Source organism: Arthrobacter sp. 05N428_2, from assembly GCF_056397065.1.
On record NZ_JBFTMR010000003.1, the window covers coordinates 189,374 to 210,970 of the forward strand.

General features: G+C 68.6%; 21 protein-coding genes. 17 read left to right on the forward strand and 4 right to left on the reverse strand.

Annotated elements, in window-relative coordinates; genetic code table 11:
* Positions 1-3 precede the first annotated feature (3 nt).
* From pcaH to AC1DGI_RS04280, 9 genes are all read left to right on the forward strand, one after another.
* Positions 4-912 carry a protocatechuate 3,4-dioxygenase subunit beta gene (gene pcaH / locus AC1DGI_RS04240; protein ID WP_476897889.1) on the forward strand — a complete coding sequence of 303 codons (909 nt, stop codon included), beginning with the start codon at positions 4-6 and terminating at the stop codon, positions 910-912.
* Positions 905-1,510: a protocatechuate 3,4-dioxygenase subunit alpha gene (gene pcaG, locus AC1DGI_RS04245; RefSeq protein WP_476897890.1), complete on the forward strand. Its 606-nt coding sequence runs from the start codon at positions 905-907 to the stop codon at positions 1,508-1,510. The genes pcaH and pcaG overlap by 8 nt, the downstream gene beginning before the upstream one ends.
* Positions 1,507-2,991 carry a lyase family protein gene (locus AC1DGI_RS04250; protein WP_476897891.1) on the forward strand — a complete coding sequence of 495 codons (1,485 nt, stop codon included), beginning with the start codon at positions 1,507-1,509 and terminating at the stop codon, positions 2,989-2,991. Before pcaG ends, AC1DGI_RS04250 begins: the two co-directional genes overlap by 4 nt.
* A complete protein-coding gene (locus AC1DGI_RS04255) occupies positions 2,984-3,802 on the forward strand; it encodes an alpha/beta fold hydrolase (RefSeq protein ID WP_476897892.1) in 819 nt (272 codons plus the stop codon). The genes AC1DGI_RS04250 and AC1DGI_RS04255 overlap by 8 nt, the downstream gene beginning before the upstream one ends.
* The gene (gene pcaC, locus AC1DGI_RS04260; protein WP_476897893.1) at positions 3,799-4,263 is read left to right on the forward strand and encodes a 4-carboxymuconolactone decarboxylase; all 465 of its coding nucleotides are present in this window, start codon (positions 3,799-3,801) and stop codon (positions 4,261-4,263) included. Before AC1DGI_RS04255 ends, pcaC begins: the two co-directional genes overlap by 4 nt.
* A gap of 82 nt (positions 4,264-4,345) precedes the next feature.
* Entirely contained in the window at positions 4,346-5,557 is a 1,212-nt protein-coding gene (locus tag AC1DGI_RS04265) for a thiolase family protein (RefSeq protein ID WP_476897894.1), read from the forward strand.
* Positions 5,558-5,588: 31 nt separating this feature from the next.
* Positions 5,589-6,248, forward strand: a complete 660-nt coding sequence (locus tag AC1DGI_RS04270) for a 3-oxoacid CoA-transferase subunit A (RefSeq protein ID WP_476897895.1) — start codon at positions 5,589-5,591, stop codon at positions 6,246-6,248.
* A gap of 1 nt (position 6,249) precedes the next feature.
* Complete coding sequence (locus tag AC1DGI_RS04275; protein ID WP_476897896.1) at positions 6,250-6,915, forward strand: 3-oxoacid CoA-transferase subunit B; 666 nt, start codon at positions 6,250-6,252, stop codon at positions 6,913-6,915.
* 3 nt (positions 6,916-6,918) lie between these two features.
* On the forward strand, positions 6,919-7,737 hold the full coding sequence (locus tag AC1DGI_RS04280; RefSeq protein ID WP_441402571.1) for an IclR family transcriptional regulator domain-containing protein: 819 nt from the start codon (positions 6,919-6,921) through the stop codon (positions 7,735-7,737).
* 79 nt (positions 7,738-7,816) lie between these two features.
* On the opposite strand, the gene AC1DGI_RS04285 is transcribed toward AC1DGI_RS04280, so the two are convergent.
* Together AC1DGI_RS04285 and AC1DGI_RS04290 are read right to left on the reverse strand one after the other, a co-directional pair.
* The gene (locus tag AC1DGI_RS04285) at positions 7,817-9,178 is read right to left on the reverse strand and encodes an FAD-binding oxidoreductase (RefSeq protein WP_476897897.1); all 1,362 of its coding nucleotides are present in this window, start codon (positions 9,176-9,178) and stop codon (positions 7,817-7,819) included.
* Positions 9,179-9,274: 96 nt separating this feature from the next.
* Positions 9,275-10,675, reverse strand: a complete 1,401-nt coding sequence (locus AC1DGI_RS04290) for an MFS transporter (RefSeq protein WP_476897898.1) — start codon at positions 10,673-10,675, stop codon at positions 9,275-9,277.
* A 236-nt stretch (positions 10,676-10,911) separates the two neighbouring features.
* Between AC1DGI_RS04290 and AC1DGI_RS04295 the strand changes: the two genes are divergently transcribed.
* From AC1DGI_RS04295 to AC1DGI_RS04330, 8 genes are all read left to right on the forward strand, one after another.
* Complete coding sequence (locus AC1DGI_RS04295) at positions 10,912-12,432, forward strand: fumarylacetoacetate hydrolase family protein (RefSeq protein ID WP_441399366.1); 1,521 nt, start codon at positions 10,912-10,914, stop codon at positions 12,430-12,432.
* A complete protein-coding gene (locus AC1DGI_RS04300) occupies positions 12,425-13,114 on the forward strand; it encodes a GntR family transcriptional regulator (RefSeq protein WP_441399365.1) in 690 nt (229 codons plus the stop codon). The genes AC1DGI_RS04295 and AC1DGI_RS04300 overlap by 8 nt, the downstream gene beginning before the upstream one ends.
* Positions 13,115-13,131: 17 nt before the next feature.
* Positions 13,132-14,646 (forward strand): 5-carboxymethyl-2-hydroxymuconate semialdehyde dehydrogenase, encoded by a 1,515-nt coding sequence (gene hpaE / locus AC1DGI_RS04305; protein ID WP_441399364.1) that lies wholly within the window; start codon positions 13,132-13,134, stop codon positions 14,644-14,646.
* 39 nt (positions 14,647-14,685) lie between these two features.
* The gene (gene hpaD / locus AC1DGI_RS04310; RefSeq protein WP_476897899.1) at positions 14,686-15,759 is read left to right on the forward strand and encodes a 3,4-dihydroxyphenylacetate 2,3-dioxygenase; all 1,074 of its coding nucleotides are present in this window, start codon (positions 14,686-14,688) and stop codon (positions 15,757-15,759) included.
* A 3-nt stretch (positions 15,760-15,762) separates the two neighbouring features.
* A complete protein-coding gene (gene hpaH, locus AC1DGI_RS04315; protein WP_476897900.1) occupies positions 15,763-16,548 on the forward strand; it encodes a 2-oxo-hept-4-ene-1,7-dioate hydratase in 786 nt (261 codons plus the stop codon).
* Positions 16,533-17,369 carry an HpcH/HpaI aldolase family protein gene (locus AC1DGI_RS04320; protein ID WP_476897901.1) on the forward strand — a complete coding sequence of 279 codons (837 nt, stop codon included), beginning with the start codon at positions 16,533-16,535 and terminating at the stop codon, positions 17,367-17,369. The genes hpaH and AC1DGI_RS04320 overlap by 16 nt, the downstream gene beginning before the upstream one ends.
* Before the next feature lie 31 nt (positions 17,370-17,400).
* On the forward strand, positions 17,401-18,927 hold the full coding sequence (locus AC1DGI_RS04325) for an NAD-dependent succinate-semialdehyde dehydrogenase (RefSeq protein WP_476897902.1): 1,527 nt from the start codon (positions 17,401-17,403) through the stop codon (positions 18,925-18,927).
* A 90-nt stretch (positions 18,928-19,017) separates the two neighbouring features.
* Positions 19,018-20,916 carry an FAD-binding monooxygenase gene (locus AC1DGI_RS04330; RefSeq protein WP_476897903.1) on the forward strand — a complete coding sequence of 633 codons (1,899 nt, stop codon included), beginning with the start codon at positions 19,018-19,020 and terminating at the stop codon, positions 20,914-20,916.
* Between the two features lie 33 nt (positions 20,917-20,949).
* Here AC1DGI_RS04330 and AC1DGI_RS04335 read toward each other — a convergent pair whose 3' ends face one another.
* Together AC1DGI_RS04335 and AC1DGI_RS04340 are read right to left on the reverse strand one after the other, a co-directional pair.
* A complete protein-coding gene (locus AC1DGI_RS04335; RefSeq protein ID WP_476897904.1) occupies positions 20,950-21,093 on the reverse strand; it encodes a hypothetical protein in 144 nt (47 codons plus the stop codon).
* 251 nt (positions 21,094-21,344) lie between these two features.
* Entirely contained in the window at positions 21,345-21,590 is a 246-nt protein-coding gene (locus AC1DGI_RS04340; protein WP_441399357.1) for a hypothetical protein, read from the reverse strand.
* Positions 21,591-21,597 lie beyond the last annotated feature (7 nt).

The window sequence follows — 21,597 nt, forward strand, 5'->3', positions numbered from 1 at the left end:
GCTGTGCCTGAAGAAATCAACCTCGAAATTTTCAACGCGGACCCGATCACCGAAGACGTGTCCGACGCAGCGCCCGAAGCCCCGACGAAGGCCGCCGCAAAGGCAGTTCCGGCCCTGGATACCGCCGCGGAATCGCAACAGATCCTCAGCGATGAGATGAAAGCCCTCGGCGAGGCCTACGCCCAGGCCCGCCAGAACGGCGCCCCGGCGGAAACCCAGCCCAGGCTGGACTACGCCCCGTACCGCAGCAGCATCCTGCGCCACCCGACCAAGAGCCTGCAGCACGCGGACCCGGAGACCATTGAGCTGTACTCGCCCGCGTTCGGGCACATGGACGTGCACGCCCTGGAAGCCGACCTCACCATCCAGCACAACGGCGAACCCCTGGGCGAGCGGATCCTGGTCTCCGGCCGGGTGCTCGACGGCGACGGCCGGCCCGTGGCGGGCCAGCTCGTGGAAATCTGGCAGGCCAACTCCGCCGGCCGCTACATCCACAAGCGTGACCAGCACCCGGCACCGCTCGACCCGAACTTCACCGGCGTCGGCCGCTGCATCACCGGCGCCGACGGGTCCTACAGCTTCACCACGATCAAGCCCGGCGCCTACCCGTGGAAGAACCACCTGAACGCCTGGCGCCCCGCCCACATCCACTTCTCCCTCTTCGGCCAGGAGTTCACCCAGCGGATCGTCACGCAGATGTATTTCCCCGGCGACGCGCTCTTCGCCCTGGACCCGATCTACCAGTCGATCGTGGACCAGGACGCGCGGGACCGCCTGGTTGCCACCTACAACCACGACCAGACCAAACCGGAATGGGCGCTGGCCTACAACTGGGACATTGTGCTGACCGGGTCCAAGCGGACCTGGACCGAAAACGAGGCCTTGGGCGCGGAAGGTGACGACCATGAGTAACCCCACGAAACTGATTCCGACCCCCGGCCAGACCGTCGGCCCGTTCTACGGCTACGCCTTGCCGTACGCCAAGGACCGCGAGCTGCTGGCCCCCGGTTCGGCCGGCTCCATCCGCCTGCAGGGCACGGTCTACGACGGCGCCGGGCACCCCGTCCCGGACGCCATCCTGGAGATCTGGCAGGCCGACGCCGAGGGGAAGGTCCCGCAGCGCCCCGGCTCGCTGGTGCGCGACGGCTACACCTTCACCGGCTTCGGCCGCAGCGCAGTGGGCAACACGGGTGTCTTCACCTTCACCACGGTCAACCCGGGCCCCACCGAGCCGGGAGCCGCGCCGTTCATCTCCGTGGTCGTCTTCGCCCGCGGCCTGATGAACCGGCTGTTCACCCGGGTCTACCTGCCGGAGAACGAGGAGGCCCTGGCCGCGGACCCGCTGCTCGCCTCGCTCGAGCCCGAACGCCGCCAGACCCTAATCGCGCGGCGCGACCCCGACGGCGGCCTCAGCTGGGACATCCGGCTGCAGGGCGACGACGAGACGGTGTTCCTCGACTTCGACGGAGCCAGCGCGGGAGCCGACAGTGCAGGGGACGCCTCGAAGTGACGACCCCGTACTCAGACGGCGGCGCCGGCCGGGACGGCGACTTCGGTCTGCTGAGCCCGGTGTCGGCGTCGCCGGCGGTGGCGGCGCTGACCGGCGACCGGGCGGTGCTCGCCGCCATTCTCCGCGTCGAAGCCGGCTGGGCGGCCGTCCTCGAAGAGGCGTCGCTCGCCCCGGCCGGGGCGGCGGCCCTCGTGGCGGCCGCCGCCGGCGTGGAGCGCTACGACGTCGCCGGCATCGCCGTCCGCGCCCAGGGCGGCGGCAACCCGGTGATCCCGCTGCTCGCGGACCTCCGTACGCAGGTCACGGCCCTCGACACCGCCGGGATCGGCGCCGCGCGGGCCGTACACACCTCGCTGACCAGCCAGGACGTGCTTGACACCGCATTGATGCTGCTGGCCGCCGGAGCCGTCCGGGAACTGCTCACCGACGTAACCCGCGCGACGGCGGCCCTCGCCGGCCTCGCCGCACGGCACCAGCAGACCCTCTGCGTAGGCCGGAGCCTGACGCAGCACTCGCTGCCGTTCAGCTTCGGACTGAAGGCAGCGCAATGGTTCCACGGGCTCGCCGCCGCAGCCCGCCGGCTCGGCGCCCTGGAGCTGCCCGTGCAAACCGGCGGAGCGGCCGGGACGCTGGCCGCCGGCACCGTGCTGACCGACGGCTCCGCGCTGACGCCCCTGGACCTCGCCGACCGGCTCGCCGCCCGGCTCGGCCTGGCCGCGGCCCCGGCGCCGTGGCACACCAACCGGCTCGCGGTCACCGCGCTCGGCGACGCCCTGGCCGCCGTGACGGACGCCGCGGGCAAGATCGCTGCCGACGTCTTGTTCCTGAGCCGGCCCGAGGTCGCGGAGCTCGCCGAGCCCCGGGCCGCGGGCCGCGGCGGCTCCTCGGCCATGCCGCAAAAACAAAACCCGGTACTGTCGGTGCTGGTGCGCAGCGCCGCGCTGCAGGCACCGGCGCTGGCGGCCCAGCTGCACCTCGCGGCAGCCAATTTCAACGACGAACGCGCCGACGGCGCCTGGCACAGTGAGTGGCCCGCACTGCGTTCCCTGCTCCGCCTGGCCCTCGGCGCCGCCGGCCAGCTCCGCGAACTGACCGAAGGTCTGCAGGTCTTCCCGGCGGCGATGCGGCGGAACCTCGACCTGTCCGGTCCGCTGCTGCTGTCCGAGGCGGTGACCGCCGCCGTCGGGCCACTGCTGGGAATCGACGGCCGGCGCCGGCTCCAGGACGTCGTGGGCCAGGCCCTCCAGGTGCCCGCGGCAGACCAGCCGGACACCTACCGGAAGCTGCTCCGGGCCGCCGTCCCGGCCGAACAGCTCTCCGACCGGCGGATCGAGGAACTGCTGGACCCGGCCAACTACCTTGGCCAGGCAGCCGAAATCTCGCGGCGGATCCTCGCGGCGTGGCCCGACTTCGCCGGACCTCCCGCCCACCCCCCTGAACCAGCTGAACCGACCGAAGCGAAAGGTGCCAACCGTGGTTAGACCAACCGTCAAGGCCGTCCTGCTCTCACCCGTCCGCGAGCTCGGCGAGCGGCCCCTCCTCGTGGTGGGCCCGTCCCTGGGCACCTCCACCCTGCTCTGGAGCCAAGCCGGCGCCCTGCTCGGCGACGACGTCGACGTCGTCGCCTGGGACCTGCCCGGCCACGGCATCTCACCGGCCGCCGCGGAGACCTTCACCGTCGCCGAACTGGCCGACGCCGTCGTCGAGCTGGTCGATTCGATCGCCCCCGGCGCGCGCTTCCACTACGCCGGTGTCTCACTCGGCGGCGCCACCGGCCTGCAGTTGGGCATCAAGCACGGCGAACGGCTCAAGAGCCTGTCCGTGCAGTGCACCGGCGCGAAAATCGGCACCCCGGAAGGCTGGCTGGAACGGGCCCAGACCGTCCGCACCCAGGGCACCCCGGTGATGGTCGTGGGCTCCGCGCAGCGCTGGTTCGCGCCGGGTTTCATGGAACGCGAGCCCGAGCGCAGCAGCCGCCTGCTGCACACCCTGCGCGACGCGGACCGCTTCAGCTACGCGTTCTGCTGCGAGGCCCTCGCCGGCTTCGACGTGCGGAGCCAACTGGGCAGTATCCGGGTCCCCACCCAGGCCCTGGCCGGCGCCGAGGACACCGTCGCTCCGCCGTCGTTCGCCGAGGAGATCGCCGCCGGCATCACCGCCGGCGGCGGCACCGCGAACGCGGCGACCCTGGCGGGCGTGGCCCACCTGGCGCCGTTCGAAGCGCCGGGCCACGTCGCCGACCTGCTGCGCACCCTGATCACCTGGGCCGAGTCCGCAGGGGCCGGGAAATGACCGGCCGCGGCGGAAACGGCACCGGGAAGAGCGGCGCAGCGCGCAACGGGGTGGTCCAGCCGGACGCCACCAGCCAGGAAATCTACGACGGCGGCATGACGGTCCGCCGCGAGGTCCTGGGTGCCGCGCACGTGGACCGCGCCAACACCAACAAGGATTCCTTCACCGAGGACTTCCAGGACATGATCACCCGGATTGCCTGGGGCGGGATCTGGACCCGGCCCGGACTCAGCCGCCAGATGCGTTCCGCCGTCACGATCACGGCCATGGTGGCGCACGGCCACTGGGACGAACTGGCCATGCACATCCGCGCCGCCGTCACCAACGGACTGAGCAGGGACGAAATCAAGGAAATCCTGCTGCAGACCGCCATCTACTGCGGCGTCCCGTCCGCCAACACCGCCTTCAAGACCGCCCAGCAGGTCTTCCGTTCCATGGACGACACCGCCCCACCCAACTAGCTCGCAGTTGTTGTCGTTTTGAGGGCTCAAAACGACACCAACTGCCAGCCAGTTGGGCCCCACAGAGAATTTCGAGGAACTCATGAATCAGGCTTTTGTGTACGACGCCGTGCGGACCCCGTTCGGGAAGTTCGGCGGCGGGCTCGCCGGGGTCCGGCCCGATGATCTGGCCGCGCACGTGATCGGCGAGGCGGTCCGGCGCGCGCCGGGGCTGGACGCCGGCCGGATCGATGAGGTGGTGTTCGGCAACGCCAACGGCGCGGGCGAGGAGAACCGGAACGTGGCCCGGATGGGCACGTTGCTGGCCGGGTTGCCGGTCTCGATCCCGGGCACCACGGTGAACCGGCTGTGCGGGTCCTCGCTGGACGCGGCGATGATCGCGTCCCGGCAGATCAACACCGGGGACGCGGACCTGGTTTTGGTCGGCGGGGTCGAGTCGATGTCCCGGGCGCCGTGGGTGCTGCCCAAGACGGAGAAACCCTATCCGGCGGGGGACTTGTCGCTGGTGTCCACGACGCTGGGCTGGCGGCTGGTGAACCGGGCGATGCGGCCGGACTGGACCGTGTCTCTGGGGGAGGCCACCGAGCGGTTGGCGGAGAAGTACGGGGTGGGCCGGGAGGCGCAGGATGAGTTTGCCGCCGCCTCGCACAACCTCGCCGCCGCGGCCTGGGACGAGGGCTTCTATGACGGCCTGGTTGCCCCGGTGCCAGGCACGGACCTGGTCCGGGACGAGGGTATCCGGACCGGGTCTTCGGCGGCGAAGCTCGCCGGGCTGAAGACCGTGTTCCGTGCCGAGGGCGGGACCGTCACGGCCGGGAACGCCTCACCGCTGTCCGACGGGGCGTCCGCGGCGTGGCTGGGTTCCGAGGCCGCCGCCGGGATCCTGGGCCTGGACCCGCTGGCCCGGGTCGCGGGCCGCGGCGCGCACGCGAACGACCCGCAGTTCTTCGGGTACGCCCCTGTGGAGGCGGCGAACAAGGCCCTCGCGAAGGCCGGGATCGGCTGGGACCAGATCGGCGCCGTGGAACTGAACGAAGCCTTCGCCGCGCAGTCCCTGGCCTGCATCAACGCCTGGGGCATCGATCCGGCCATCGTGAACCGGCACGGCGGCGCGATCGCGATGGGCCACCCGCTGGGCGCGTCCGGCACCCGGATCCTGGGCACCCTGGCCCGGTCCCTGCAGGCCTCCGGAGAACGCTGGGGCGTCGCCGCGATCTGCATCGGCGTCGGCCAGGGACTCGCCGTCGTCCTCGAAAACGTCACCACCGCCCCCGGGCATCACCTGTCGGCATGACCTGCCGGCAAAACCAGTAAAGGGCTAGTACATGCTGAATTTCATTGACACCGTCGGCGAAGCCGTCGCCGACATCCAGGACGGCTCCACCGTGATGATCGGCGGCTTCGGCAATGCCGGCCAGCCGTTCGAACTCATCGACGCCCTGATGGACTGCGGCGCCACGGACCTGACAGTGGTCAACAACAACGCGGGCCAGGGCGACCAGGGCCTCGCGCTGCTGATCAAGGAAGGCCGCGTGAAGAAGATGATCTGCTCCTTCCCGCGGCAGTCCGATTCCTGGCACTTCGACGCAAAGTTCCGGGCCGGCGAGATCGAGCTGGAGCTGGTCCCGCAGGGCAACCTGGCCGAGCGGATCCGGGCCGCCGGCGCCGGGATCGGCGGCTTCTTCACCCCCACGGGCTACGGCACCACGCTGGCCGAGGGCAAGGAAGCCCGCTTCCTGGACGGCAAGTGGCAGGTGTTCGAGACCCCGATCCACGCCGACGTCGCGCTGATCAAGGCGCTCAAGGCCGACGGGAAGGGCAACCTCGTCTACCGCAAGACGGCCCGCAACTTCGGCCCCATCATGGCCGCGGCCGCGAAACACACCATCGTCCAGGTCTCCGAGCTCGTCCCGACGGGCAGCCTGGACCCGGAAGTCATCGTGACCCCCGGAATCTACGTCAACAACATCGTGAAGGTGGCCTGAGATGAGTCTCGAGACAAGTATCCAGACTTCGGACACACCGCTGGGCCGCGACGACCTCGCCCGCCTGGTGGCCCGCGACATCAAGCCCGGCTCCTTCGTGAACCTCGGCATCGGCCAGCCCACCCTGGTTTCCAACTACCTCGAGGCGGAGCAGAACATCACCCTGCACACCGAGAACGGCATGCTGGGCATGGGACCGGAGGCCACCGGCGACCAGATCGACGGCGACCTGATCAACGCGGGCAAGATCCCGGTAACGGAACTGCCCGGCGCCTCCTACTTCCACCACGCCGACTCGTTCGCGATCATGCGCGGCGGGCATCTGGACATCTGCGTGCTGGGCGCCTTCCAGGTCTCAGCGACCGGGGACCTGGCCAACTGGCACACCGGCGCCCCGGACGCGATTCCCGCCGTCGGCGGCGCCATGGATCTGGCGACCGGCGCCAAGGACGTCTTCGTGATGATGACCCTGCTGACCCGCGAGGGGGTGTCCAAGCTGGTGGAGACCTGCAGCTATCCGCTCACCGGGATCGGCTGCGTCACGAGGGTCTACACCGACAAGGCCGTCTTCCTGACCGGTCCCGACGGCGTCCGGGTCCGCGAGACGTTCGGCTGCACCCTCGAGGACCTGCAGGCCCTGGTGCCCGTGCCGCTCAAGGCCGCGTGAAGTGTGACTGAGGCAGCAAAGACTATCCGAGCCGACGGGGCACCGGCGGCCAGCGACCAGTACGTACAGTCGCTCGCGAGGGGACTGGCGGTGATCCGCTCCTTCGACTCGGAGCACCCCATGATGACCCTGACCGGGGTCGCGGCCCGGACCGGCCTCACCCGGGCCACCGCGCGCCGGTTCCTGCACACCCTTGTGGAACTCGGCTACGTCCGCACCGACGGGAAGACCTTCGCCCTGACCGCCAAGGTCCTGCAGCTCGGCTACGCCTATCTCTCGGGACTGTCGCTGCCGCAAATCGCCCAGCCGCACTTGGAAGAGCTCTCCCTCAAGCTGGGGGAGTCGACGTCGGCCGCCGTGCTCGATGGGACCGACATCGCCTACATTGCACGGGTGGCGACGCGCCGGATCATGACCGTGGGGATCACCGTCGGCACCCGGTTTCCGGCCTACGCGACCTCCATGGGCCGGGTCCTGCTGGCCGCGCTCCCGCCGGCGGAACTGCAGGAGTACCTGGCCGCCGCCGAGGTCCGGCCCCTCACCCCGCGCGCCATCGGCACCCGGGCTGAGCTGCTGGCGGAATTGGATACCGTGCGGGCCCGGGGCTGGTGCGTGCTGGACCAGGAACTGGAACTCGGGCTGATGTCCGTGGCGGCGCCGATCCACGACGGGCCGGACAAGGTGGTCGCCGCGATCAACGTCTCGCTGCAAGCCCAGGCCGTCGCCGCGCAGCCGGATCCTGCCGCGTACCTGGCCTCGGTCCGCGAAGCCGCCGTCGCCACAGCGGAACTCATTTCGGCGGACCTCTCCGCCGGCCGTTAGCGCACGCCCGGTAACGCATGCCCGTAGCGCCGGCCGGGCTCAAGCACCGGCCGGGCTCAGCACCGGCTCCAGCACGGGCTCAGGCAGCGGGGAAGACCTTCCCCGGGTTGAGGATGTCCTTCGGATCGAAGACTGCCTTGATCTGCTGCTGGAGGTCGAGCAGGTCCGGACCGAGTTCGTCGCCGAGCCACCGCCGCTTCAGCAGGCCGATGCCGTGTTCGCCGGAGAGCGTTCCGCCGAGTTCGAGGGCGTAGGCAAACAGTTCGCCGGCAGCCTTCCAGATGATGTCTGGAACTGTCCCGCCCTGGTACACGAACGTCGGATGCAGGTTCCCGTCGCCGGCGTGGCACGCGGTGGGGATCATGATGCCGTATCGCTCTTCGAGGTCCAGGACTTTGCGGAAGACGTCGCTGACCCGGTCCCGCGGTACCGCAACGTCTTCCACCAGCATCGTGCCCAGTGATTCCAGCGCCGGAAACGCCTGCCGGCGAATGTTCACCAGGCGGCCCGACTCGTCCGGATCGGTGGTGGTTCGCGCGGTTCCGCCCGCCGCCGTGATGATGTCGACCACGGCGCCAGCGTCGGTCAGGGCGGCCGGTCCGTCGCATTGGACGAGGAAGTAGGAGCTTCCCTGCCCGAGCAGGTCCTCGCCGGTGTACCTGCCGACGCATTCGAGTGTACGGCGGTCCAGCAGTTCCATGATGGCCGGGACGAGCCCGGCCGCCGTAATCCGTGCCGCGGCGTCCGCGGCCTGTTCCACCCCCGGGAAGAAGGCGCCGATGGTCGCCTGCACGCCCGTCACTGCCGGTTGCAGCTTGAGCGTGCACTCGACGATGATGCCCAAGGTGCCCTCGGAGCCGATCATCAGGGCGCAGATGTCATATCCGGTGACCCCCTTCACCGTCCGGTGCCCCACCGAGATCAGGCGCCCGTCGGCGAGCACCACCTTAAGCGCCAGCACCGCTTCGCGGGTCACGCCGTACTTCGCGCACAGGAGCCCCCCGGCGTTCATGGCGATGTTGCCGCCCACGGTGGAGATGTCCTTGCTGGCCGGGTCCGGCGGCCACCACAGCCCGTGCCGGGCCAGTTCCGCATTCAATGCGCCGTTCAGTATTCCGGGCTGGACCACGGCAAGCCTGTTGGCCGGGGAGATCTCCAGGATCTCCCGCATGGAACCCAGACACAGCACAATCTCGCCGCTGCCGGCGATGGCGCCGCCGGCGAGGCCGGATCCTGCTCCCCGCGTCACGACGGGCGTGCCGGTCTCAAAGGCGATCCGGCAGACAGCCTGGACGTCCTCGATGCTTTGCGCATGCACCGCGGCGACCGGCGTTCCGGCGGACTGGTGACCGGAGCGGTCGCTTCGGTATTGCCCAAGCTCGACGGCGTCGGTGACCACCTTGCCGGGAAGCGCCTGCGACAGCAAGGCTGCAATGTCCATCTCGTGTTCCTTTGCCGGCGTCGTCTAAGCGGGGCGGTGCGGGGAGGGCAAGGCGAAAAGCCTGCTGCCCTCCCCGCACCGTTGGTTGGTGGTGGATCAGACCCGGGCGCTGTCTGCCGTCGCGCCGACGGCCGGCGTGCGCTTGTCGAAAATGGTGGCTCCGACTTCCTGCTCTGCCTGGTTGCTGATGCTCAGATCGATCCCCTTGCGTTCCCGGATCACCAGCACGGCTCCGGTGGAAACCAGGCCGACAACCATCAGGTAAACGGAGACGGAGGTGGTTGTCCCGGTGGCTTGGACCAGGGCGGTGGCGATGGTCGGGGCGAACGCGCCGCCGAGGATGGAACCCAGTGCGTACGAGATGGCCACGCCGGAGAACCTGATGGACGCCGGGAACAGTTCGCTGTAGAGGGCGGCCTGCGGTCCGTAGGTCAGGCCGAGCCCGACCGTCAGCAGGACGAGGCCCACGAGCAGCGCCCAGACGTTGCCGGTATTCACCAGCCAGAACAGCGGGAAGACCGCGGCGAGCAGGCTGGCGTAGCCGATGAGGTAGGTCTTCTTCCGGCCGATGCTGTCGGCCAGGAACCCGGCAACCAGGGTAAAGATCAACCAGGTGAAGGCGGAGACGGTCACGGCCAGCAGCACTTCCGTACGGTCCATGGCCAGGCCCTTGGGGTTCGTGGAGTAGTTGAGCACGTAACCTCCGGTGGTCATGTAGCCGGCAGCGTTGTTGCCCGCGAAGACCAGGGCGGCGATGATGACCAGCAGCCAGTGCTTCTTGAACAGCTCCACGATCGGGACGCGGGTCTGCTGCTTCTTCTGCACGATTTCCTCGAAGACCGGGCTTTCTTCGACGCTGCGGCGGACGATGAAGCCGACGATGATCAGGACGAAGCTGAGCAGGAAGGGAACGCGCCAGCCCCACTCGGCAAAGGCGGCGCCGGGCGAGACCACACCGGACATCAGGGCCAGGATGCCGGAGGCGAGGATCATGCCCAGCGGGACGCCGAGCTGCGGGAAGGAGCCGAAGAGGCCGCGCTTGCCGCGGGGAGCGTGCTCAACTGCCATCAGCACGGCACCGCCCCATTCGCCGCCCGCGGAAACGCCCTGCAGGATGCGCAGCGTCAGCAACAGGATCGGGGCGATCACGCCCGCCGTCTCGTAGGTGGGCAGCACGCCGATCAGGGTGGTCGCTGCGCCCATGAGGACCAGGGTGAGCACCAGCATGGCGCGGCGTCCCAGGCGGTCGCCGAAGTGTCCGGCCAGGAAGGCGCCGAGCGGCCGGAAAAGGAAGCTCAGGCCGATCGAGGCGAAGGAGAGCAGGATGCCGATGTCATTCCCGGCCGGTTCGAAGAAGAGCTTGGCGAAGACCAGGCCCGCTGCGTTGGCATAGATGAAGAAGTCGTACCACTCGATGGTGGTGCCGATGATGGTAGCGAATGCTACCCGCCGGTTCTCCTTCGCAGTACTGCGCTGCGGATGCGACAGGGTGCTCATATTTTTCCTTCGCTTCAGTCCGAGCACGACAATGTGGCCCGGTAAAGGTGGACATGCAGGGATGATCAAGACTCGTTATACATGAAACCGTATATGATCCATCATTGTAGCTGTGATGCAGGTCATGTCAAAAGGCGTCCGCGCGGAAGGTTGGCATCGCAGCCGCGGGGGCTTGACGGACGCCCAGAAGGTATGCATAATTTCGTATACGATTTTGTACTGGTTGAGGAGAAGCTTTGGAACAGGTCAATGACGCCACGCTGGCCGCGGCCCGCAAGGTCATCGCGGTGCACATTAACTACCCCAGCCGGGCTGCCCAGCGCGGCCGTACCCCGGCGCAGCCCTCCTACTTCCTGAAGCCGTCGTCCTCCCTGGCAGTCGGCTCGGCTGCCGCCCCTTCCACGGTGGAGCGTCCGGCCGGCTGCGAACTGCTTGGTTATGAAGGCGAGATCGCCCTGGTTATCGGCAAACCCGCCCGCCGCGTGGGCGTCGAGGACGCCTGGAGCCACGTCCGATGGGTGACGGCCAGCAACGACCTCGGCGTCTACGACCTCCGCTACGCGGACAAGGGATCCAACCTCCGCTCCAAGGGCGGCGACGGTTTTACTCCGGTCGGCCCGGGTCTGATCGATGCCGATACCGTCGACCCCGCCGCGCTCCGTGTCCGCACCTGGCACAACGGCGAGCTTGTCCAGGACGACACCACGGCGGACCTGCTGTTCCCCTTCGCGCGGCTGGTCGCTGACCTCTCGCAGTTGCTCACCCTCGAAGAGGGCGACATCATCCTGACCGGCACTCCGGCCGGCGCCTCCGTCGCCCAGCCGGGCGACGTCGTCGAAGTTGAAGTAAGCACAGTTGAAGCCAGCACGACGCCGGCCGGCGGCGACGCCGCGCACAGCACGGGGCGGCTGGTCACCCGGGTGGCGGAAGGCGCGTCGCCGTTCGCGGAGTTCGGCGCGCAGCCCAAAACCGATGACCTGCAACGGGAGGAAGCCTACGGCTCCCGCGAAGCCGCTGGCCTGCCGGCCCCGGCGCCCGCGGCCCTGTCCCCGGAACTGAAAGCCAAGCTGGAGAGCGTGTGCACCGCCACCCTGTCCTCCCAGCTGCGCAAGCGCGGCCTGGACAACGTAAGCATCGACGGACTGACATCCACGCGGCCGGACCGGCGCATCGTGGGACTGGCCCGGACCCTGCGCTACGTGCCCAACCGCGAGGACCTTTTCAAGGCCCACGGCGGCGGGTTCAACGCCCAGAAGCAGGCCATCGACTCAGTCAACGAAGGTGAAATCCTCGTGATGGAGGCCCGCGGCGAAAAGGGCACCGGCACCATCGGCGACATCCTGGCGCTCCGCGCGCAGGTCCGTGGCGCCGCGGCCATCATCACCGACGGCGGCGTCCGGGACTTCTCGGCCGTGGCGGCCATGGACATGCCCACCTACTATTCCAACCCGCACCCCGCCGTCCTGGGCCGCCGGCACATCCCGTGGGACACGGACATCACAATCGCCTGCGGCGGCACCACCGTGCAGCCCGGAGATATCATCGTGGCCGACGCCGACGGCATCCTGGTGATCCCGCCGGCCCTGGCCGAAGAGCTCGCCAACGATTCCATCGCCCAGGAGCGCGAGGAGGTCTTCATCGCGGAGATGGTGCAGCAGGGCCACAGCGTGGACGGCCTGTACCCGCTCAACGCCGAATGGCGCACCAGGTACCAGGAATGGGCGGCGTCCGCGGATGCCGGACAGCCCGATGAGTGAGGACGCGGCGGCCTCCGGCAGCAAGTCCGAACGGGCCTATTCGGTCATCAAGGCGCACATTCTCGAGGGCGATTATTCCCCGGGCTACCGGCTGGTGCTTGCCAAAATCGGGGAGGAGCTGGGCGTCAGCGCCGTCCCGGTCCGGGAGGCCATCCGCCGGCTTGAGGCCGAGGGGCTGGTGACGTTCGAGCGGAACGTCGGCGCGACGGTCGCCAGCATCGACCCCGTCCAGTACCTCTACACGATGCAGACGCTCAGCATCGTCGAAGGCGCCGCCACGGCGCTCTCGGCGCCACTGATCGGGGCGGCCGACGTGGCCCGCGCCCGCGAAGTGAACGAGCGGATGCGTGAATGCCTGGAACACTTCGACCCCGTCCGCTTCACCAGGCTGAACCAGGACTTCCACAGCGTCCTGTTCGAGCACTGCCCCAATCCCCACATCCTGGACCTGGTGCACCGGGGCTGGAACCGGCTCGGCTCGCTGCGGTCGTCCACGTTCCGCTTCGTCCCCGGCCGGGCGCACGAATCGGTGGAGGAGCACGAGGCGATCCTCCGCCTGATCGAGACCGGTGCCGACGCAGACTCCATTGAAAAGGCGGCCCGCCGCCACCGCAGCGCCACCCTGGACGCCTACCTCGCCCAGGCCCCCTCGCTCCCTCAGCCAACGCCCGCGTTGCACTAGTCGCAAAGGAAACAACAATGACGTTCACCTCCGAATCCACCCGGACGCACTATGTTCCGCAGGACCTGCCCACCCACATCCAGCACTACATCAACGGCGAATTCGTTGACTCCGTGGGCGGGAAGACCTTCGATGTCCTGGACCCGGTGTCCAACACCAACTACGCCACCGCCGCCGCGGGCCAGAAAGAGGACATCGACCTGGCCGTCGCCGCGGCCCGCGAGGCGTTCGTCAACGGCCCGTGGCCGAAGATGAAGCCGCGCGAGCGTGCCCGCGTCCTGAACCGGATCGCCGACGCCGTCGAAGCCCAGGAAGCGCGCCTGGCCGAGCTGGAGACCTTCGACACCGGCCTGCCGATCACCCAGGCCAAGGGCCAGGCGCTCCGCGCCGCGGAGAACTTCCGCTTCTTCGCCGACCTGATCGTGGCCCAGTTCGACGACGCCATGAAGGTCCCCGGTGCGCAGATCAACTACGTGAACCGCAAGCCGATCGGCGTCGCCGGCCTTATCACGCCGTGGAACACGCCGTTCATGCTGGAGTCCTGGAAGCTGGCCCCCGCGCTGGCCACCGGGAACACCGTGGTGCTCAAACCGGCCGAATTCACTCCGCTCTCCGCCTCCCTCTGGGCCACCATCTTCAAGGACGCCGGGCTGCCCGACGGCGTCTTCAACCTCGTCAACGGCCTCGGCGAGGAAGCCGGCGACGCCCTCGTCAAGCACCCGGACGTGCCGCTGATCTCCTTCACCGGGGAAACCACCACGGGCCAGACGATCTTCCGCAACGCCGCGGCCAACCTCAAGGGCCTGTCGATGGAACTGGGCGGCAAGTCCCCGTGCGTCGTGTTCGCCGACGCCGACCTCGACGCTGCGATCGACTCCGCCCTCTTCGGCGTCTTCTCGCTCAACGGGGAACGCTGCACCGCCGGCTCTCGCATCCTGGTGGAGCGCGCCGTGTACGAGGAATTCTGTGAGAAGTACGCGGCCCGCGCCAAGAACATCGTGGTAGGGGACCCGCACGACCCCAAGACCGAGGTCGGCGCGCTGGTCCACCCGGAGCACTACGACAAGGTGGCCTCCTACGTGGAGATCGGCAAGTCCGAAGGCCGGCTGCTCGCCGGCGGCGGCCGCCCTGACCACCTGCCCGAGGGCAACTACATCGCCCCCACCGTCTTCGCGGACGTTTCCCCGGACGCGCGGATCTTCCAGGAGGAGATCTTCGGCCCCGTCGTCGCGATCACCCCGTTCGATTCCGACGAGGAGGCCCTCGCCCTGGCGAACAACACCAAGTACGGCCTCGCCGCCTACATCTGGACGCAGAACCTGACCCGCGCCCACAACTTCTCCCAGAACGTCGAGGCCGGCATGGTGTGGCTCAACAGCCACAACGTCCGCGATCTCCGCACCCCCTTCGGCGGGGTCAAGGCCTCCGGCCTGGGCCACGAGGGCGGCTACCGCTCCATCGACTTCTACACCGACCAGCAGGCCGTGCACATCACCCTCGGCACGGTACACACCCCCAAATTCGGCGCCTGAGCGTCTTCCGATAGCCCCTTTCGACGAAGAGAGAGTCCCATGAACAACGTCATTCCCAAGCCCTCCGTCCCCGCACCCGACATCGTCCGCTGCGCCTACATGGAGATCGTCGTCACCGACCTCGCCAAGTCCCGCGAGTTCTACGTTGACCTCCTCGGCCTGCACGTCACCGAGGAAGACGAGAACAATATCTACCTGCGCTCCTTCGAGGAGTTCATCCACCACAACCTGGTCCTGCGCAAGGGCCCCATCGCCGCCGTCGCCGCCTTCGCCTACCGGGTGAAGTCCCCCGCCGAAGTCGACGCCGCCGAGGCGTACTACAAGGAACTGGGCTGCCGCACCGAACGCCGCAAGGAAGGCTTCACCAAGGGCATCGGCGACTCCGTCCGCGTCGAGGACCCGCTGGGCTTCCCGTACGAGTTCTTCTACGAAACCGAGCACGTGGAGCGCCTCACCCAGCGCTACGACCTCTACAGCGCCGGTGAACTGGTCCGCCTCGACCACTTCAACCAGGTCACCCCGGACGTTCCCCGCGGCCGCAAGTACCTCGAGGACCTGGGCTTCCGGGTCTCCGAGGATATCAAGGACTCCGACGGCGTCACCTACGCGGCCTGGATGCACCGCAAGCAGACCGTGCACGACACCGCCCTGACCGGCGGCGACGGACCCCGCATGCACCACGTCGCCTTCGCCACGCACGAAAAGCACAACATCATCCAGATCTGCGACAAGATGGGCGCCCTGCGGATTTCGGACCGGATCGAACGCGGTCCCGGCCGGCACGGCGTGTCCAACGCCTTCTACCTCTACATCCTGGACCCGGACGGCCACCGGATCGAGATCTACACCCAGGACTACTACACCGGCGACCCGGACAACCCCACCATCACCTGGGACGTGCACGACAACCAGCGGCGCGACTGGTGGGGCAACCCCGTGGTCCCGTCCTGGTACACCGAGGCCTCCCTGGTGCTGGACCTTGACGGCAATCCCCAGCCCCTGGTCCTCCGCACCGACAGCAGCGAGATGGCCGTCACCATCGGAGCCGACGGCTTCGCCTACACCCGCGAACCCGGCAACGAACGCGGTTTCAAGCTCGGCGCCCAGGTCTAGGCCATGCTGGACCCGACAACGATCGAGGAGATCGCGGACGAACTGCTGGAGGCCGGCCGCAGCCGGACGCCGGTGCCCCGCCTCACCGCCCGCTACCCGGGCATGACCGTGGAGGATTCCTACGCCGTCCAGCGGTTGTGGCGCCGCCGCAACGAGGCCGCAGGCCGGACACTGGTAGGCCGCAAGATCGGCCTGACGTCCAAGGCGATGCAGGCGGCCACCGGCATCACCGAACCGGACTACGGTGCCATCTTCGATGACATGGTGCTGGAAACGGGCTGCTCGGTGGAGTGGGACCGGTACACGCACCCGCGGGTGGAGGTGGAACTGGCGTTCGTGCTGAAGAAGGACCTCGCCGGGCCCGGCTGCACCATCTTCGACGTGCTCAACGCGACCGATTATGTGGTTCCGGCCCTGGAGATCCTGGACTCCAGGATCGAGATGGAGGGCCGGACCATCGTGGACACCATCGCGGACAACGCTGCGATGGGCGCCATGGTGGTGGGCGGACGTCCGGTGAAGCCCGACGCCGTCGATCTGCGCTGGGTTTCCGCCATCCTCTACAAGAACCAGACCGTGGAGGAAACCGGTGTGGCCGCCGGCGTCCTGGACCACCCGGCCGCCGGCGTCCACTGGCTGGCCAACAAGATCGCCGCCCACGGCGACGGCATGAAGGCCGGCGACATCATCCTGGCCGGTTCCTTCACCCGCCCCATGTGGGTCGCCAAGGGCGACACCGCCCACGCCGATTACGGACCGCTAGGAGTCGTGACATGCCGCTTCGAGTAGAACCCGGGAACACCGCTTACGGGAACACCTTCCGGGATGCCCTGGCCGGCTCCAGTCGTCCGCTGGCCGGAATGTGGGTCTGTTCCGGCAGCCCCCTGGTGGCCGAACTGTGCGCCGGCTCGGGCCTGGACTGGCTCCTGATCGACGCCGAGCACAGCCCCAACGGGCTCGAATCCATCCTCGCCCAGTTGCAGGCGGTCAACGGCTACCCGGTCCACGCGCTGGTCCGGCCGCCGGTCAATGACACCGTCGTGATCAAGCAGTACCTGGACCTCGGAGTGCAGAACCTGCTGGTACCCATGGTGAACTCGGCCGCCGAGGCCGAGGCCGCCGTGGCCGCCACCCGCTACCCGCCCCAGGGCGTTCGCGGCGTCGGCTCGGCGCTGGCCCGCGCGGCCCGCTGGAACCGGATTCCGGACTACCTGGCCCGGGCATCGGAAACCGTCAGCGTGAGTGTCCAGATCGAGTCCGTTGCCGCCGTCGAGGCCGTGGCGGACATCCTGGCGGTGGACGGCGTGGACAGCATCTTCCTGGGCCCCTCCGACCTCGCCGCCTCGCTGGGGGTGCTCGGCCAGCAAGAGCACCCCCGGGTGCGGGCCGCCGTCGAACACTGCCTCGCGGCGGCCAGGGCAGCCGGTAAGCCGGCCGGCGTGAACGCCTTCAACCCGACGACGGCCCGCGCGTATCTCGCGGCCGGCGCCGCCTTCGTGCTGGTGGGGGCCGATGTCGCCATCCTGGCGCGCAGCTCGGAGGCGCTTGCCGCCGAGTACATCGGGGTCAACGGCGCGGCCGGCGACGGCGACACCCCCGCGAGCTACTGAACCTTCCGCTGCAATCTCTAAGGACTTATCCATGACTGTTTCAGCCGCCCCGGCCCCTGAAATTTCCCCCGGCATCACCCCTGCCACTGAGAAGGCGCTGATCGCGTCGGTCCCCGCCGGCCTGCTCATCAACGGACAGTGGCGGGACGCGTCCGACGGCGGCACGTTCGACGTCCACGATCCGGCCACCGGCGAGGTACTCGCCACCCTCGCGTCGGCCACCAGCGAGGACGCCCTGGCCGCCCTCGACGCCGCGGACAAGGCCCAGGCCGCCTGGGCCCGGACCGCGCCCCGGGACCGCGCGGAAATCCTGCGCCGTGCCTTCGACCTGGTGACCGAACGCGCCGACGACTTCGCGCTGCTCATGACGCTGGAGATGGGCAAGCCGCTGGCCGAAGCCCGTGGCGAAGTCAGCTACGGCGCCGAGTTCCTGCGCTGGTTCTCCGAAGAGACCGTGCGCGACTACGGCCGCTACCTGAGCACCCCGGAAGGCAAGAACAAGATCCTGGTGCAGCACAAGCCGGTGGGGCCGTGCCTGCTGATTACCCCCTGGAACTTCCCGCTCGCCATGGCCACCCGCAAGGTGGCGCCCGCCATCGCCGCAGGCTGCACCATGGTCCTCAAGCCGGCCAAGCTCACCCCGCTGACCGCCCAGTACTTCGCGCAGACCATGCTCGACGCCGGGCTCCCGGCGGGCGTCCTCAACGTGGTGGCCTCGTCCAGCGCGGCCGGCATCTCCGGCCCGCTGCTCGCGGATCCGCGGCTGCGGAAAGTGTCCTTCACCGGCTCCACCGCCGTGGGCAAGCGGCTCATGGCTGACGCCGCGCAGAACGTCCTGCGCACCTCGATGGAACTGGGCGGCAACGCGCCGTTCATCGTCTTCGCGGACGCCGACCTGGACAAAGCCGTGGAAGGCGCCATGGCCGCCAAGATGCGCAATATGGGCGAGGCCTGCACCGCCGCCAACCGGTTCCTGGTCCAGGAATCCGTGGCAGCCGAGTTCACCGCCAGGTTCGCCGCAGCCATGGCAGCCCTCAGCGTGGGCCGGGGAACCGAGGCGGCAACGAAGGTAGGGCCGCTCATCGATGCCGGCGCCCGCGATGACGTCCACGCGCTGGTGAGCGCCGCCATCGACGCCGGTGCCACGGCCGTCACCGGCGGTGCGCCGGCCGAGGGCGCAGGCTACTTCTACCCGCCCACCGTGCTCGCCAACGTACCCAACGATGCCGCCATCCTCGGCCAGGAGATTTTCGGCCCGGTGGCACCGGTGACCACGTTCGGCACCGAAGCGGACGCCATCCGGCTGGCCAACGCCAGCGAGTACGGCCTGGCCTCCTACGTCTACAGCCGGGACTTCAACCGGCTGCTGCGCGTCGCCGAACAGATCGAATTCGGCATGGTCGGTTTCAACGCCGGTGTGATCTCCAACGCCGCAGCACCCTTCGGCGGCGTCAAGCACTCCGGCCTGGGCCGCGAAGGCGGCTCCGAAGGCATCGCCGAATACACCACCACCCAGTACTTCGGCATCGCCGATCCCTGGGCCGACCACGCCAACTAACAACGGAAACATGCTCGAGGCCAGGACGCCACGTTCTACCATCGAGTACCCAATTCGGCATAGTGCCGCACAAAGAAGTGAGGAAAGCCCGTGCAGTTCCACCACTACGGATACGTATCCGGTGACCCGCGAGTCCAGCCGGCAGCCGGCGTCGGCATTGACCGGCCCGCCCAACTTCCCGACGAGGTTGACGTGCTCATTGTGGGCACCGGGCCGGCGGGCGTTGTGGCAGCGGCGCAGCTGTCCCAGTTCCCCGGTGTCACGACCCGGATCGTGGAGCGCCGCGGGGGCCGGCTCGCCATCGGCCAGGCAGACGGCATCCAGGCCCGCAGCGTCGAGACGTTCCAGGCCTTCGGCTTCGCCGAGCGGATCATCGCCGAGGCGTACCGCATCACGGAGATGGCGTTCTGGAAGCCGGACCCCGCCGACCCCTCCCGCATCGTCCGTGCCGCCCGGACCCTCGACGACCCGGCCGGGATCAGCGAGTTCCCGCACCTCATTGTCAACCAGGCCCGCGTCCTGGACTACTTTGCCGAGGTCATGGCCAATGCCCCCACCCGGATGACTCCGGACTATGGCTATGAGTTCCGCGGCCTCGAGGTGGGCGAGGGGGAGTACCCCGTCAGTGTGACGCTCGCGCACACGGTCGGCCCGGATGAGGGCCGGGAACGCGTAATCCGGGCCAAGTACGTCGTGGGCGCGGACGGTGCCCGGAGCAAGGTGCGGGACTCGATCGGCTGCACCCTGGCCGGCGACCAGGCGAACCACGCCTGGGGCGTCATGGACGTCCTCGCCAACACCGACTTCCCCGACATCCGCACCAAATGCGCGATCACGTCGGGCACGGGCGGCAGCATTCTGCTGATCCCCCGTGAAGGCGGGCACCTCTTCCGCATGTACGTCGACCTTGGCGTGGTCCCGGAGACGGACGCCGGCGCAGTGCGCAGCACCAGCATCGAGCAGATCATCGCCAAGGCCAACGACATCATCCACCCCTACACACTGGACGTGCGCAACGTCGCCTGGCACAGCGTGTACGAGGTGGCGCACCGACTCACCGACCGGTTCGACGACGTCCTCCCGGACCAGCTCGGCTCCCGTTCGCCGCGGGTGTTCATCACCGGCGATGCCTGCCACACCCACAGCGCCAAGGCCGGTCAGGGCATGAACGTCTCCATGCAGGACGGCTTCAACATCGGCTGGAAACTCGGTCATGTGCTGGAGGGCCGCAGCCCGGAAACCCTGTTGTCCACCTACTCGGCCGAGCGCCAGGTCGTCGCGAAGAACCTCATCGACTTCGACAAGGAATGGTCGACGCTGATGGCGAAGAAGCCGGAGGAGTTCGAAAACCCGTCCGAGCTGGAGGACTTTTATGTCAGCACGGCCGAGTTCCCCGCCGGCTTTATGACCCAGTACGCCCCCTCCATGCTGATCGGCGAACCAGTTCACCAGGGGCTCGCCACCGGGTTCCCCATCGGCAAGCGCTTCAAGTCCGCTTCCGTCGTGCGGGTCTGCGACACGAACCCGCTGCAGCTCGGTCATCAGGCCAAGGCGGACGGGCGGTGGCGGATCTACGTCTTCGCTGATCCTGCCGCGGCCGGTGCGCCCTCACCCACCACTGATCTGGCCGCCTGGCTGGAGAACGCGCCCGACTCCCCGCTCGCCGCCACCCCCGACGGCGCCGACCGCGACGCGTGGTTCGACGTGAAGGTGATCTACCAGCAGGACCACACCAGTGTCGACATCGGCGCCGTTCCGGCGGTCTTCAAGCCGCAGGTGGGTCCGTTCCAGCTGACCTACCTGGAGAAGGTGTACGCCACGAATCCGACAGCGGACATCTTCGAGCTGCGCGGCCTGGACCGCGGCGGCGTCGTCGTCGTCGTACGTCCGGACCAGTACGTGGCCAACGTCCTGCCCCTGACCGCGACGGCCGAACTTGGCGCATTCTTCGCGGCACTCCTGCCGGCCGCGGGGCACCGGACGGTATAGCGACGGACGGCCGCGCCTTTAGGGAGGCGCGGCCTAGCCGCGGCTCCACCGGCCGGGCAGTCGGCGTAGCTTCCACAGGATCATCCAGAGTCCGACGCCGACCGGGATCACGGCGAGTGCGAACATGGTTCCCCGCAGCGGTTTCTCCACGGGGTTGGGCCGGGGGAGTGGCAACACTGGCAGGAGAGCCTGGCGGTGTTCCGAAGAATCCGGCCAAGGCGCCCCGTCCGGCCAGCGCTGGCTGTATTGCGGCTCGGTCCGGCCCAAGGATCCGGATTTTTTTCTGGCGTCAAAATCAGCGCGCTCTGTCATCATTCCCCCAAATGAGATGAGTGTTCCGGCCAATTGTGGGCCGGTAGCCCGCTCAGTCTCGCATAACCCGGCAGGAAAACCCTGCTGCGCGCGGCATTCTTTCGGTCCGGCCCCAGCTAGGGCCGGGCATCATTCCCCGAATCAGCCTGCGTCGAGATTGAAATGGTGACGCCTTCCTCGTCGTCGCGGATCATCAGCTGAAGGGGCCGGTCCACGAGACTGGTGTGCCGGTTTTCGCTGTCCTCCGGGGCGAGTTGCTCCGCCAGCCGGGTAAGGGCCAGTGCCATTGCCCTGCCCCAGTCGTGGGGGTCCCTGCTCGACGCTTCAGCCTCGGCTGAGTAGTTTTCCTCTGGTCCGGTCATATGGTTT